This is a genomic window from Parafrankia sp. BMG5.11, assembly GCF_004337455.1.
On sequence record NZ_SJXI01000036.1, the window covers coordinates 207,060 to 220,885 of the forward strand.

At 74.5% G+C, this 13,826-nt stretch carries 8 protein-coding genes and 1 pseudogene; 6 read left to right on the forward strand and 3 right to left on the reverse strand.

All coding sequences use genetic code 11. The features are described from left to right. Positions 1–91: 91 nt before the first annotated feature. From E0504_RS24745 to E0504_RS24755, 3 genes are all read right to left on the reverse strand, one after another. Positions 92–2,599, reverse strand: a complete 2,508-nt coding sequence (locus E0504_RS24745; protein WP_131625939.1) for an FAD-binding oxidoreductase — start codon at positions 2,597–2,599, stop codon at positions 92–94. Between the two features lie 314 nt (positions 2,600–2,913). After that, a complete protein-coding gene (locus E0504_RS24750) occupies positions 2,914–3,699 on the reverse strand; it encodes a spheroidene monooxygenase (RefSeq protein WP_112109207.1) in 786 nt (261 codons plus the stop codon). A 1-nt stretch (position 3,700) separates the two neighbouring features. Continuing rightward, positions 3,701–7,771 (reverse strand): BTAD domain-containing putative transcriptional regulator, encoded by a 4,071-nt coding sequence (locus tag E0504_RS24755; protein WP_131625940.1) that lies wholly within the window; start codon positions 7,769–7,771, stop codon positions 3,701–3,703. Positions 7,772–8,058: 287 nt separating this feature from the next. Here E0504_RS24755 and E0504_RS24760 point away from each other — a divergent pair, with 287 nt between their 5' ends. The 6 genes and pseudogenes from E0504_RS24760 (at position 8,059) to E0504_RS24790 (ending at position 13,700) form a co-directional block, all read left to right on the forward strand. Continuing rightward, the gene (locus E0504_RS24760; protein ID WP_071063920.1) at positions 8,059–8,874 is read left to right on the forward strand and encodes a hypothetical protein; all 816 of its coding nucleotides are present in this window, start codon (positions 8,059–8,061) and stop codon (positions 8,872–8,874) included. Between the two features lie 120 nt (positions 8,875–8,994). Further along, the gene (locus E0504_RS24765) at positions 8,995–9,564 is read left to right on the forward strand and encodes an SAV_6107 family HEPN domain-containing protein (RefSeq protein ID WP_235013602.1); all 570 of its coding nucleotides are present in this window, start codon (positions 8,995–8,997) and stop codon (positions 9,562–9,564) included. A gap of 79 nt (positions 9,565–9,643) precedes the next feature. Continuing rightward, positions 9,644–9,955: pseudogene (locus E0504_RS24770) on the forward strand (IS607 family transposase); the annotation flags it as partial. Then, a complete protein-coding gene (gene tnpB, locus E0504_RS24775) occupies positions 9,952–11,280 on the forward strand; it encodes an IS607 family element RNA-guided endonuclease TnpB (RefSeq protein ID WP_112104789.1) in 1,329 nt (442 codons plus the stop codon). The pseudogene E0504_RS24770 and the gene tnpB, both read left to right, overlap by 4 nt. Before the next feature lie 476 nt (positions 11,281–11,756). After that, positions 11,757–13,019 carry a DNA polymerase IV gene (dinB, locus tag E0504_RS24785; RefSeq protein WP_112104787.1) on the forward strand — a complete coding sequence of 421 codons (1,263 nt, stop codon included), beginning with the start codon at positions 11,757–11,759 and terminating at the stop codon, positions 13,017–13,019. Between the two features lie 258 nt (positions 13,020–13,277). Next, the gene (locus E0504_RS24790) at positions 13,278–13,700 is read left to right on the forward strand and encodes a DUF3040 domain-containing protein (protein WP_020462585.1); all 423 of its coding nucleotides are present in this window, start codon (positions 13,278–13,280) and stop codon (positions 13,698–13,700) included. Positions 13,701–13,826 lie beyond the last annotated feature (126 nt).

Here is a 13,826-nt window from a genome sequence, read left to right on the forward strand (position 1 = left end):
CAGCCTTGCCTCCTGTCGCGCCGGGCCATCCGACGATAACGCGCGGCGCGAGGCCACCGCCCGTCGGCCGGAACGGGTCTGGCAAACAGTGCTATAGCCGACCCCCGCCGACGGGCAGCCCGGTCCGGTCACCGGCCATGGCCAGCTGTGCCCACCACGGGTGGCCGTCGAGCAGGTCGGCCACCAGGTCCGCGAGGGCCGGCGCCTGGACGGCTCCGCCCGCGTTCGTCCCGGCCGCGACGACGATCCGTCCGCCGAGCTCCGCCGGGGCGTCGACCACCGGCAGGCCGTCCGCGGTCATCGGCCGCTCGCAGGTGCGCACCTCGCGGACGTCCAGCCGCCCGTCGGGCCCGCGCAGCGCGGGGAAGAGATCGCCGATGGCCACGATGAGCGCTGTGACGAGCTCCTCGACGGCCCCTGCGACGCCACCACCGCCCGCTTCGGTGTCGCTGTCGGCCGGGATGAGGCGCGCGCCGCGCCAGGACGCCAGGCCGAGGTACCCGAAGCCACCGCTGACGTGGATCATCGACTGGTCGGCGGCGGGCGTCACGTTGATCACACCGAGCGGATCGCCCGCGTGGATCTTCAACGGTCGGGCCACGCCCGGGTTCGGCAGGGTCAGCGACACCCCGAGCACGTTGGCGACGCAGCCGGCGTCAGGCCAGCGCCTCCCGAGCAGCCGGTACAGGTCACGGCCGCCGACGGTGAGGACGACCCGGCCGGCCGGCACGACCGTGCCGTCGCCGAGCTCCACCTCGACCGCCGCGCCGGTGGGCCGCAGCCCGCGGACCGCGGCCGACGCGACGACCGGCACGCCCCGGCCGCGCAGCAGGTCGGCGAGCGCACCGGCCAGGTCGTGGACGGCCACGGCGCACCCGTCGACCTCGACGGTCCCGCCGCCGGACCGGCGGTCGGACCGACAGCTGGGTCCGGCGCCGAGCCCCGCGGCGAGGGCGGGCCAGTGCCGGCGGACCGCCGCGGCGTCCAGGTCGGTGGTGTCGTCGTTCGCCCGGGTCTGCAGCGCGCGGCCGGTGGCGAGCCCGGCGTCGTCGAGGTAGACCCGGGCCAGCCGGTTCCCCCGCAGGCAGGCGCCGAGGTCGTCGGGACGGGCCTGGAAGATCTCCTCCCACCGCCGCAGCCCCAGCCGATTGAGCGCGATCACCGCCTCGGTGGCGAGGGCGCGCATCCCCGGCCGGTCGGTGAACTGCTCGAACGCCTCGGCCCAGGCGGCCTCGGGCGCCGAGAGCGATTCCGGCGGGCGCAGCCGCCATCCGCCATCCGTCGGGGTCCGGGCGAGGACCCCGGCGCGGGTGGCGTCGGCGTGCGGCAGAGTCTCGGTCGTCGACAGGTGACGTCCGTTGGTGCCGGCGAAGGTGGTGCCCTGCTCGTCGACCCGGCGGCGGTCGGCCGGCGCCGCGTCGAGGACCACGACCCGCCGCCCGGCCTCATGCAGCCGCAGCGCCACGGTCAGGCCCACGATCCCGCCGCCGACCACCACGACGGCCTCGGCCTCGGCCCGGCTCGGCCCGGCGGGTGGGCGCGGGAGCTCCCGCCGGTCGTCGAGATCGAGGCGGGCGAGGGCGGTCAGGACGGCCTGGTCGAGATCGGCCGCGCACTCCGGCGCGCGCATCGCGGCCGACACGAGGGTGAAGCCGGGCCGCACCCGCGGCGGGTCGTCCGGGTCGTACCGGCCAGCCAGCAGCGCTCGCACCGGGTCCAACAGCCGTGGGGCGTTGTCCAGGACGACCTCGAGATCGAGCTGGTCGAAGGCCGCCGTCAGCGCCTGCCCGGTGAACACGTCGGGCTCGCACACCGAGACGATCCGGTGGCCGCCGAACCGCTTGAGCCGTTCGGCCCCGATGAGGCCGGCGGTGGGATGCTCCCCGCCCGTGGTCAGCGGGACGGCGAGCCCGAGCAGGTCGGCCGCGTCGAGCACGGACTCGACGTCCCGGGCCGCCCGGATGCGTCCCGCCGGCAGCCGTCTGGCCGCCAGCCAGCGGTCGAGGCCGCCGGCGCCGGCGGCCAGCGACGGGCTGTACACGATCACGTCGTGGCCGCGGGCCACCGCCTCGCGCGCGACGCGGCTGTTGATGTCACCGCTGCCGATCAGCCCCACCGTCGGCGGCCGTGGGCGGTGGCCCGCGGCGCGGCGGGGCGCGAGGAGCTCGTCCGCCATGAACCGGGCGACGTGCCGGGCGTTGACCTCCGGGGTGTTGCGTACGGTCACGCCGAGCTCCGCGGCCGCGTCGGTGTCGATCTCGGCCAGTGACGTCCCGCGGCGGATCACCGCCAGCGCGCGCCGGTCCGGTGTCCTCCGCATGGCCTGCGCCCACCGGTGCAGCGCGTCGCCCGGAACGTGGTTGGCCCCGACGACGAGAGTGTGCGGCCGGTGTTCGGTCAGCGCCGCGGGCAGGTCTGCGGGCCGTCCGGCGAGCTCCGGGAGCAGCACCGCGCCAGCCCGGATGGCCAGCCCGGCGACCCGGGCGGTCACCGCCGTCGCGATGAGGGTCCGCCGCCCGGCCGGGGCGGCGTCGGTGGTGCTCCCGGCCGGTCTCCCGCGCGCGGCGAGCGGGGCGGAGGGGTCGAGGGACCTTGGCATGCGAGTTACGCCACCCGGGTTGGATCGAACGCGGCCGGCCGCGACCGTCGTGGTCGGCGGGAACGGAGCGGGAAACGGACAGTGGGGGGACGGAGCGGGAACAGAGCGGGGAACGCTGGGGCACGGGATGCTGGGACATGGGGTGGTGGAGGTACGGGGCGGTGGGCGCCCAGGGGCACCGGGCGCGCCGGGCGCCGGCCGTCCCGTCATCGGTCGTCCCGCCGCCGGCCGCCCTGCCGGCGTCAGTCCGGTCGGCGTCCGCGTGCGCGGGAGTCGGCCCGGGCCTCGGCGGGACCCACATTCGCGCAGGATCTTCAACGGGTTGTCAAAGGATGATCGGCCTTCCCGGCGGACGGCGGGATGTCGAGCGGGTTCACACCCCCGATCGTCCCGCGTGAGCCCAGCACGACAAAACGGGCGAACAGCTCCTCGGCGTACCAGCCCGCCGCGGGGGTCCGCCGCACCGCCGCGGCGTGCGCCGGCCCCTGGTAGGCGAACGCGCGCAGCGCCGTGACGTCCCGCCACAGGCTGAAGGTGCCCTGCAGGCCGATCGGCGCCTCGCCGATGCCCGCGGCGAACAGCAGCCCGCCGGCGCCGCGCAGCTCCGCCGCGACCGGCGGGACGGCCCGCCAGAACGCCACGGCCTGCCGCGGCGCGAGCCGGGCCCGGGTGACAGCCGCCACCGGCCCCCCGCCGTGTTCCCCGCCGTGTCTTCCACGGTGCTCGCCGTCGGGGCGGCGGTGGCTCGCCGGGCCACCGGGACGGCCCCCGAACGGCGTACGGCCCGACCACCGCCCCCGGGAGGCCACCGGGCGCAGCTCCACCCGCCAGCGCTCGTCCGCGATGCCGGCCCATGATCGGATTGTCCTGGAGCGCTCGAAGCCCCGGGCCGCCGAGGGTGTGTCCCACACCGCCAGCAGCGCCCACCGCAGCGGGTCGGCGTCGAGCGGGGTGAACCGGTGGCTCGAGCCGGTGCCCAACAGCTTGCCGAACGTCAGCCCGGACGTCCGCCGCAGCGTGGGCCGGTCGAGCGCCATGCGCGCGGCGGCGTGCCCCGCCCGCCGGCGCGGGACGTGCCAGAAATCGACGGTGACGAGCACGTCACGGCACCGATCGGGGCGACGGCAGCGGGCCTGCCGGCCCAGGGCCCGCCGGGCCAGGAGCCGCCGGGCCAGGAGCCGCCGGCCCGGAGGCGGGCGGCCCGGCGGCGGGCGGAGTGGGCGCGGGCGGAGTGGGCGCGGGCGGCGGGGGGCGCATCGGCGCGAGCCGCAGCGGCGGGCCGTCCGGCGCGGGGGCCGTGGTCTGCGGTCCGTACTTCTTCGCGAAGGCGTCCGCGGCGCGGTCACGCCCCTCCCAGGCCGGCACGACCCGGCACCGGTGCAGCTCGGTGAGCGGGTGGCGGCCGGTGCCGCCGATCTCGGTGACGAGGCCGTCGGCGCCGCCGTCGTGGACGAGCCGGGTCAGCTCCTCGTCGGCCAGGTAGACCGTGTCGCCCAGCCGCGCGTACCTCGCCTGAATCGTGCGGGCGTCCCGGTCGGGGCCGTGGGTGCGCAGGATGCGCAGCGGGACCCGGAGATAGTCGTCGAGGCTGACACTGCGGTCGGGATGCCAGATCTTCTCGAAGTGCTGCTCGACGAACTGGACGAGGGTCGAGGAGATCGCCGCCTCGTGCTGGGTCGTGGCTGCCGACGAGTGCCCGAACGGGAAGGTCGAGATCAGGGCCCCGCTGTCCCACCGGTGGTAGGTCGTCAGTGGCTGGTCGCCATAGATCCGCACGGAGAGCCGGGGTCGCAGCGCGGGGACCAGCCGCGCCCGCACGGTGTCGAGCACGCGCAGGTTCGCCCTGATCACATTTGGGACGTCGATGCTGTGCAGCAGGTCCTCGGCCCGGCCGGCCGCGGGCGGGGAGTCGGGGTCCAGGAGCAGGATCTGCACCATCGCCCCAGCGTCGACCGCGGTGAGCAGAGCCTCGGCGAAGGCCTCGACGTGCGCCGGGGCCAGCAGGTCCGTCCACGTGTTGAGCAGGCGGACGCTGCGCCGGCTCGTGGCGACCCGTCCGATGAAGTAGGCCGGGTCGAAGTCGCCGAGCAGCCGGCCGCTGGCGAACTGGGTCGGCGCGGTGCTCGCCGGGCGGGTCAGCCGCGACTCGGCCGCGGCGAGCTCGGTGGAACCGTGCTGGCGCAGCAGGGTGACCGCCTGCTGCCAGGACCGGCGCGCGGCGAGATGATCGTCGAGGCGCGCCAGGATGTCGCCCCGCCGGACCAGGATCCGCGGCTCCCACAGGATGTCGGGCAGCGCGCTCAGCAGCGGCAGGCTCTCGTTGTAGTGGGCCAGGGCGCGTTCCGGCCGGTGCCGGTGCAGGTCGCCGAGCCGGCGCAGCGCGAGGGCTTCCAGCGACCGGCTGGTCAGCTCGCGCGCGATCGACAGGCTGATCGACAGGCAGGTGATGCCCTCGCCCAGCTCGTCGCGGTCGCCGTGCGCCATCGCCAGGCAGATCAGCGCCTCGGCCTCCGCGCGCCGCGCGCCGCCGCGGCGGGTCAGCGCCAGGCACTGCTCGAAGTGCTCCACCGCGCCCTCGGCGTCCCCGCGCCCGCGCGCGGCGTCGGCCAGCCCGTGCAGGGTGCGGGCCTCGCCGAGCGCGTCGTCGTACTCGACGAAGATCGAACGGGCACGTTCCAGGCGCTCGGTCGCGAGGTCGAGGTGGTCGGCGGCGCGGGCACCGAGGACGGCCGCCGGCTCCCCGTCGTTGTCGGCACCGGGCGCGTCCAGCCGCCAGAAGGCGTGCTCGAAGGCGAGGGTGATGTCGCGTTCGCCCAGGCCGCACAGCAGGACCGCCTCGGCCAGCCGGTTGCCGCGCCGCCGCGCCGCCGCGAGCGCGAGGGTGTGGATCCGCTCCCAGTCCGACCAGTGCGCGCCGAAGGCGCAGAACTCGGCGGCCTCGATCGCGAGCAGCCAGGTCGGCTCGTCGAGGCCGTGCCGGTGCGCCTGGTCGACGAGGGCCAGCAGGTTGACCCGCTCGCCGCCGAACCACAGCAGCGGCTGGGCGGTGAGTGCCGCGACCACGTCCGGGTCGACGGCGTGGCCCGGTCCACCGGAGCCACCCGCGGCGGGGGTGTGGGCGGCGGGCTCGATGGTGCGCGCGGTGCCCGGCGCGAACTCGTCGACCGCGCCGCGCAGCACCGCCAGATAGGCGTACAGCAGCCGGTCGAGGGCCTGCGCGTGCTCGGGAGCCAGCCGCGGCACCTGGGCTGCCGGCGCCGCTCCGGTGTCCGTGCCTGTGGGGGCGGCGCGCGGGACGTCGCTGGTCGCCGTCCGGGTGAAGGCCGGGCCCGGGGGGACGGTGGGGTGGGCCGCGCCGGCGGACGCCTCGTTCTTCTCCCGGGCGAAGACCCGGAGCAGGTCGTGGAACCGGTACCGCTCGGTGCCGGCCCGGTCGACACCGCGGCGTTCGAGCAGTTGGGCGTCGACGAGGCGGTCCACGACGTCCTCGGCCTCGTCCAGGCCGACGTCCAGGACGGCGGCGGCGGCCCACGGGGCGAAGTCGGCCAGCTCGGGCAGCGCCAGCAGGCGGAACGCCCGCTGCTCGTCGGCGGGGCGGCCCTCGTAGCTGAGCCCGAAGCTGGCGCGGACCTCGAGGTCGCCCGCCTCCAGCCAGGACAGCCTGTCCCGCTCGTTGGCCAGCCGGGAGGCCAGCCGCGTCAGCCGCCAGTGCGGGTGGGCGGCCAGCTTGCGCCCCGCGATCTGGATGGCGAGCGGCAGGTACCCGCACAGCCCCACGATGTCGCGTGCCGCCTCCGGCTCCGCGCTCACCCGCCGCTCGTCGACCACCTTGGAGAGCAGCTCCACGGCGTCGCCGGGGTGCAGGACGTCGACCATCCAGTAGGAGGGGGTCAGCCCGTGCATCCGCGAGCGGCTGGTGACGATGACCACGCTGCCGGGGCTGGTCGGGAGCAGCGGGCGGATCTGCGCCTCGTTCGCCGCGTTGTCCAGCAGGATCAGCACCCGGCGGTTGACCAGCAGCGACCGGTACACCTCGACCAGATGGTCGGGGTCGGAGGGAACCGCGGCCCGGCTTACCCCCATCGCCTGGACGAAGCGGCCCAGCACGCGGTGCGGGTCGAGCGGTTCGCTGGTGCCGCGCAGGTCCACGTACAGGGCGTCGGCGAACTGGGCGCGGACGCGGTGGGCCACATACACCGCGAGCGCGGTCTTCCCCGCCCCGGCCTTGCCGGCGATCGCGGCGACGACCGTCCCCTTCGCGCCCGCCACCGGGTCGGTGAGGGTGGCCAGGATCTGGTTCCGGATCGTGTCGCGGCCGGTGAACTCCTCGATGTCGGGCGGGAGCTGGTAGACGCCCTGCCCGGTGGGCGGCGCCGACACCGGCCGGCCCAGCGCACGTGGCGGCGTCCAGGCCAGGCCCGGATCGGCGCGCAGGACGTCCTCCTGGAGCCGTTGCAGCAGCGGGGATTCCAGACCGAGATCGTGGAGTGCCTCAAGGCCTTCCCGGCAGGCCCGGGCGGCGTCCTCGGTGCGTCCGTCGCGGTAGAACGCGAGAACAAGCTCCCGGCGCAGCCCGTCGTCGTGCGGATGTCTCGTGACGAGCATCCGCAGATCACCGATGACCTCGCGGTGTCGGCCCAGCGACAGATCGGCTGAGATTCGCGTCTTCTGGATGTCAAGGTGAAGCTCTGTCAGTTTTTCGACGTAGCCCGTTGCGAAGGGATAGTCGACGAGATCGACCAACGGTTGGCCGCGCCAGAGCGCCTGCGCCTCCTGCAACGGCGCGATGGCGCTGACCGGGTCGCCGTCCTCGATGGCGCGCCGGCCCTGCTCCAACAGCCGCCGGGCGCGTTCGGCGTCGATCTGCGCCGGCCCCACATCGAGCAGATAACCGGCTCCCCGGCGGATGAGCACCTGGGCTGAGCTGGGGCTCTCCAGCCGGCGGCGCAGCTCGCTGACGTGCGTCCGCAGGGTGGCGAGTGCCCTTTCCGGGGCTGGTTCGCTCCAGATCACCTCGATCAGGCGCTGGGTGGACAGCACCTGCCCGGCCTCGAGCAGCAGCGCCGCGAGCAGCACCTTTCGCTGGGTGCCGCCGAGCACGACGGGAACACCGCCCGCGGTGACCTCCAACGGCCCCAGGACGGCGAACTGGAGCCGGTCCGGATCGGGCATCTGGTCCTCTCGGGAGAATGCGGTCGCCGGTGTGGTGCGCCGGCGGTGTTCGTCCTTCTGATTCTGCCTTTCCCGCGGCGGGCCGTGGCGGACACCGGGACAACCGCGGAATCGTCGCGCGTGCGATTCGACGCTTTCAACTCCGGGTCAACGGCAGTCGTGATCGGGTGTGTACCGGTTGTTGATCGGTCCGGGGTGCACTCGTTGTCGAGAGCCGTACCGGGCCGCCGCGCATTTCGGCGGGGGGTGTTCGGGGTCCCGCGGTGGCTGGAGGGAGGGTGTCGATCATGTCGATCTTCGAGTTCTCGGGCATCGGAGCGGTGACGGGTGCGTCCCGCGGCGGAGCGGACGAGGCACCGGATCACCGCCGCCGTGACGGCGGCGCGCGGCGGGCGGCCGCGGACCGGGCTGACGTGAGCCGGGTGGAGGCGGGCCGGGCGGGTGCCGAGGGGGCCGGCGCGGGCCGCCGCGGGGTGGCGCCCGGCCTTGCCGCGCGGCTCGACGGCCTGCTGCCGCTGGAGGTGGGCTACGACTTCGTGTCGGGCACCCGCAACCAGGTGTGGGTGCGCGGTGACCGGGCGGCCGTCCTCGAGAGGTGGCATCGGGACGGCGGGGTGGAGCTCATGGTCGCCGACCGCCCGTTCCGGCTGGAGTCGGACCTCGACGGCGTGGGGGTGCGGGTGGTCGATCCGGTGGCGCGGCTGCCGCTCGCCGCGTTCCGGCCCCGGCCGCGGGGCGGCCTGGTCGACCTCGCGGACGGCTCCACGCTGCGCTGGCTGCGCCCGCGCCGCCGGGCCGCCGGGTACGTCTTCGAACGCGGATTCGTCGGCTGGCGGAACGCCAACATCGTCCGGTTCGCGCACGACGGGGTCGCGATCGTGCTGGTTGACCCGTCCGACCTGACGCGCCATCGCCCGCCGGTGGCCCGCCCGGACTTCGGCGCCGCGACGGTGGCCGACCCACGCCGGGGCTGGGTGCCCGAGGTCACGGTGCTCGTGCTGCTCGGCTGGTTCCTCCTGCTGCTGGAGGACGACCCGGTGCCTCCGGCGCCCGCCTACCCCGATCTCGACCCGTCCGCGTGGCGCGCCACGCCGGCGGGTTGACGGCCGGCCGGCCCGGGATTACTTTCGAACATGCGTTCGATGTCGGGGTGGCCCGGCATCACGTGATCTGGCATCACGTGATCCAGCATCACGCGGTTCGGCATCGGAGAGGTGATCCCAGTGGGTGCGGTTCGGCGAAGCACTGTCAGTGGGTTCGGAGTGGCCGGCGACCAGAGCGCGGTGGGCCGCCAGGGCACGGTGAGCCGTCACGACGGTTCCGGTCCGCGCGGGCCGGTCCCCGGGCAGCTTCCGGGCCGGACGATGCTCCCCGCCTCGGGGCTCCCGCGGCGCTCCCGGGACGAGCTCCTCACCTCGGCCCGGCGCGGGCTGGCCGAGGCGGCCTTCACCCGCCCGGCGGCTGAGCGTTACGCGTTGGCGCATCTCGCCGCCCTGCGGGCCGCGGCCGCCGTTCTCGCTGCCCGCGCGCAGCCCCGCCCGGGTCGTCGGGGCCGCCCGGTGAGCGCGTGGCGGCTGCTCGCGCTGGTGGCCCCCGAGCTCGAGGAGTGGTCGGCGTTCTTCGCCGCGGGTGCCGGGCGGCGGGCCGCGGCCGAGGCCGGGCTCGCCGTCGTGACGACCAGGGACGCCGACGACCTCGTCCGCCAGGTGGAGATCTTCCTCGGGCTCGTCGAGGCGGCGCTCGGCGTGCCCTCCCAGCCCTCGTTGGCGCAGGCCGCGTCCCCGTGGGGTTGAAAACTGTTGTCAGTTGAGTGCCAGTTAGCGCTGAGTGGCGCTGTGTGGTGGTGGTGTGAATCTCAAGGAGTGGGCGGCTGTGAACGGGGTCGGGTCGGCACTCGACGGCCCTCGGCGGGAGTTCCTCGCTCTGCTGCGTGACCCGGCGGTGACGACGATCGTCGTCGAGCATCGTGACGGGTTCGCCTGGTTCGGCGCCGACTCTGTCGAGGCGGCGCTTGCCGCGTCAGGTCGCAGACTCGTCGTCGTCGACCCGGCCGACCAGGTCGACGATCTTGTCCGGGACATGACGGAGATCCTGACGTCGATGTGTGCCCGGCTCTATGGCCGCCGGACCGCCGCGGACCGGGCCGCCCGCGCGGTGGCCGCCGCTACCGCGGACGTGCCGTGAAGGTTCTCCAGGCGTACCGGTTTGCGCTCGACCCGAACGACGCCCAGCTCGCGGATCTCCGTAGACATGCCGGGGCGGCCCGGTTTGCCTACAACTGGGGTCTGGCTCGGGTGAAGGCCGCGCTCGAACAGCGAGACGCCGAGAAGTCGTATGGCCTGACCGGGGACCTGCTCACCCCGGTGCCGTGGACGCTGCCCGCGTTGCGGCGTGCGTGGAACGCGGCGAAGAACGAGGCCGCCCCGTGGTGGTCGGCGTGCTCGAAGGAGGCGTACTCGTCCGGACTGGACCAGCTCGCCCGCGGGTTGAAGAACTTCACTGATTCCCGCACGGGGAAGCGGAAGGGGAAGCGGGTCGGTTTCCCCCGGTTCAAGAAGCGGGGCAGGGCCCGCGACTCGTTCCGGTACACGACCGGCGCCTACGGCCCGGCCAGCGACCTACAGGTGAAGCTGCCCCGCCTGGGCCGGGTCAAGGTCCACGAGGCGATGGGTGCGCTCACCGGCCGGTTGGCGGCCGGGTCCGCCCGGCTGCTCGGTGCGACCGTGTCGCGCACGGCGGGCCGCTGGTTCGTGGCGTTCACCGTCGAGATCGATCGTGAGATCCCCCAGAACCCGTCGGCCCGCCAACGTGCGGGCGGCGCGGTCGGTGTCGACGCGGGAGTGAAGCACCTCGCTGTCCTGTCGACCGGTGAGCAGGTCGACAACCCCAGGCCACTCACCCGCTCGCTGCGCAGGCTGCGCACCGCGTCCCGGGCCTATGCCCGCTCGAAGCCGGGCAGTGCCGGGCGCCGCCGGCGCGCCGCCGCACTGGGCCGCCTGCACGCCCACGTCGCCAACCAGCGGCGCGACGGGCTCCACAAGCTCACCACCCGGTTGGCGACCAAGCACGCCACTGTCATCGTCGAGGATCTGCATGTCGCCGGGATGGTCCGTAACCGCCGGCTCGCTCGCGCGGTCTCGGACACCGGCATGGCCGAGATCCGGCGTCAACTCACCTACAAGACCGTCTGGTACGGCTCGCGGCTCCACGTCGCGGACCGCTGGTATCCGTCCTCGAAGACCTGTTCCGGCTGTGGCTGGCGAAACCCAAGCCCCACCCTGTCGGACCGTACCTTCGCCTGCCAGTCCTGCGGGCTGGTGATCGACCGCGACCTGAACGCCGCGGTCAACCTGCGTCACCTCGTCGCCGCCAGTACGTCGGAGACGGAAAACGCCCGTGGAGCCGACCGTAGGACCCAGCCTGCTGGGCGGGTGGCTGTGAAACGGGAACCCGGCACCGCGCGAGCGGGTCGGACCGGGGGTTCCTCACCGAGAGGCGAGGCGGCATGACCGGGCGCTACCAGGCGCTCACATGCAACGGCGGTGGCACTGATCGTGCGCGGCCGGCTGGAGAGCGCGGAAGGCGTGGTGAACATGATCGTCGAGAGCCCACTGCCGCGGTGGCGGTGGGTGGGCGCTCCAGGGACTTCCGATGACGCCCCACTGATGACGGCCCACTCTTGCGTCGAGACCTACGTTCGGTCACCATCGGTTACAGCTTGGGGTTTGATGATTACTGAGGGTGGTGGTTTTCGGTGGTGGTCGCTGGTGTGGACGAGCGGCGCGCCGGCCGGGCGGTGCCGAGGCCGCCCTTGGCGCGTTGGCGGCCCGTGGTGGGGCGGCGGCCGGCGGCGGGGCCGTCCGGGCGGGCGCGGCCGATGGAGAGAGGACGGAACACCTGGCTGGTACGGGTCGCCGGGCTCTCGGTGGGCAGCCTCGCCGTCGGCCTGGTCATCGGGTTCCTGCTGCCGCGCTGACGGCCCGCGGTGAAGCCCCCGCCGGAGCCCGCCCCACTGGAGCCCGGCGGGGCAGGGCCGTCCGACAGTCGGATCCTGCACGTCGACATGGACGCCTTCTACGCCTCGGTCGCGGTGCGGGACGCCCCCGAGCTGTGTGGCCGTCCAGTGATTGTGGGCGGGGGGAACCGGGGCGTGGTGCTCTCCGCGACCTACGAGGCTCGGGCCTTCGGGGTGCGCAGCGCCATGCCGATGGCGCGGGCCCGCGGGCTGTGCCCCACAGCGGTGGTCGTCCCCGCCGATCACGGCCGCTACCGCGAGGTCTCCCGCGCGATCATGGACGTCTTCCGGGACGTGACGCCGCTGGTCGCGCCGATCTCCCTGGACGAGGCGTTCCTCGACGTGGGCGGCGGGCGGCGGCTGTTCGGCACCCCGGTCGACATCGCGCGGGCCATCCGCGGCCGGATCGCGACCGAACAGGGCCTGACCTGCTCGGTGGGGGTGGCGCCGTCGATGTTCGTCGCGAAGATCGCCTCAGCCCGGTGCAAGCCGGACGGCCTGCTGGTGGTGCCCCCCGACGAGGTCCTCGCCTTCCTGCACCCACTGCCGACCGCGGCGCTGTGGGGGGTCGGGCCGCGGACGGAGCAGGCGCTGACCCGGTTGGGGATACGCACGATCGGCGACATCGCGCGCACGCCCGCCGACACGCTGCGGCGCGCCCTCGGAGCGGGCGCGGGCGGCCACCTGCACGCGCTCGCGCACGGGCGGGACGGCCGCCGCGTCGAGCCTGACGGCGTCGACGTGTCCGTCGGCGCCGAGGAGACCTTCTCCGCCGACCTGGCCGACCCCGAGCGGCTCGCCCGGGAGCTGCTCCGCCTCAGCGGGCGCGTCGCGGCCCGCCTGCGGGCCCGGGGCCAGGTCGCCCGCAACATCTCGATCAAGGTCCGGCATGCCGACTTCAGCACCGTCACGCGGGCTCGTACCCTCGCCGAGCCGACCGACGTCACCTGGGTGATCTACCGCACCGCGGGCGAGCTGTTCGACGAGCTCAGGGCCACATCCCGCCCGCTGGTGCGCCTGCTCGGGGTGCGGGCGGCCCGGCTGTCCGCCGCCGGGCGGACGAGCCACCAACTGGCGTTCGACGAGCGGCCGTCAGGCTGGGCCGAGGTCGACCGGGCCACCGACGGCGCCCGCCGGCGGTTCGGGGAGGAGTCCGTCCGGCCCGCGTCGCTGCTGCCCGACCGCCCGCCGCGCCCGGCTCCTCCCCGTGAGTGGGGGCCTGGCCGAGTGTGAATCCGGTGTCCTGGAAGGCTCGAACGCCCCTGGAACGGCCGCGGCCACGATCACCGAACGGCATGATCGTACGATGAGCATGGCATGAACCCCGCTGGCCCGGGCAGGAGCCCAGTACGCCGAATAGCTCTGGTCGGAGTGGGTTCGAACCGGCTTGGACACAGCATGACCTGTTGCCTACCGCCTCGGCCCCGCACATGCCTATTCTTGGGTGTCAGGTTCCGTCCGGCGGGCCTGAAGGTCGTGGGAGGAGCGTCGATGCCGCTCTCGGAGAACGAGCAGCGCCTACTGGAGCAGATCGAGCGCGCTCTCGTCGAGGACGATCCCAAGTTCGCGAGCACGGTCCGGTCGACGAACCCCAGGACCTACCTCCTGCGGCGCGTGCGGCGCAGCGGGGTCCTGTTCGCGCTCGGTCTCGTCGTCCTGGTCGTGGGTGTGGTCCTCAACCAGGTACCCCTCACCGTGATCCTGGGGATCCTGGGGTTCCTGATGATGCTCTTCGCGGCACTGCGGGGGGCGGCCGACCTGCGTCGGATCAGCGGCCGGGGCAATGACGTCGGTCGTCGCCCGCACGGGTCGAAATCCAGGCCCGGTTCCGGCGGCCGGTCGCGCCCGGCGCGGCAGTCGTTCATGGAACGGGTGGAGGAGCGGTGGCGCCGCCGCTGGGAGGACCGTCCCTGATCGGGACCGCTCCCGGAGCCCGGCCAGGCTGAGCCCGGCGGTGAGCCGATCTCAGCCTGGTGGCTCAGACGGGTTCTCGCTCGAGCCCGGTCTCGCTCGAGCCCGGTCTCGGTCGGGCTCGGGCTG

Excerpts from the sequence above, each read along its gene's own strand:
- E0504_RS24790 (WP_020462585.1), top strand. The coding sequence starts at position 13,278 with ATGCCGCTCTCGGAGAACGAGCAGCGCCTACTGGAGCAGATCGAGCGC.
- E0504_RS24760 (WP_071063920.1), top strand. The coding sequence starts at position 8,059 with ATGTCGATCTTCGAGTTCTCGGGCATCGGAGCGGTGACGGGTGCGTCC.
- E0504_RS24745 (WP_131625939.1), bottom strand. The coding sequence starts at position 2,599 with ATGCCAAGGTCCCTCGACCCCTCCGCCCCGCTCGCCGCGCGCGGGAGA.
- E0504_RS24755 (WP_131625940.1), bottom strand. The coding sequence starts at position 7,771 with ATGCCCGATCCGGACCGGCTCCAGTTCGCCGTCCTGGGGCCGTTGGAG.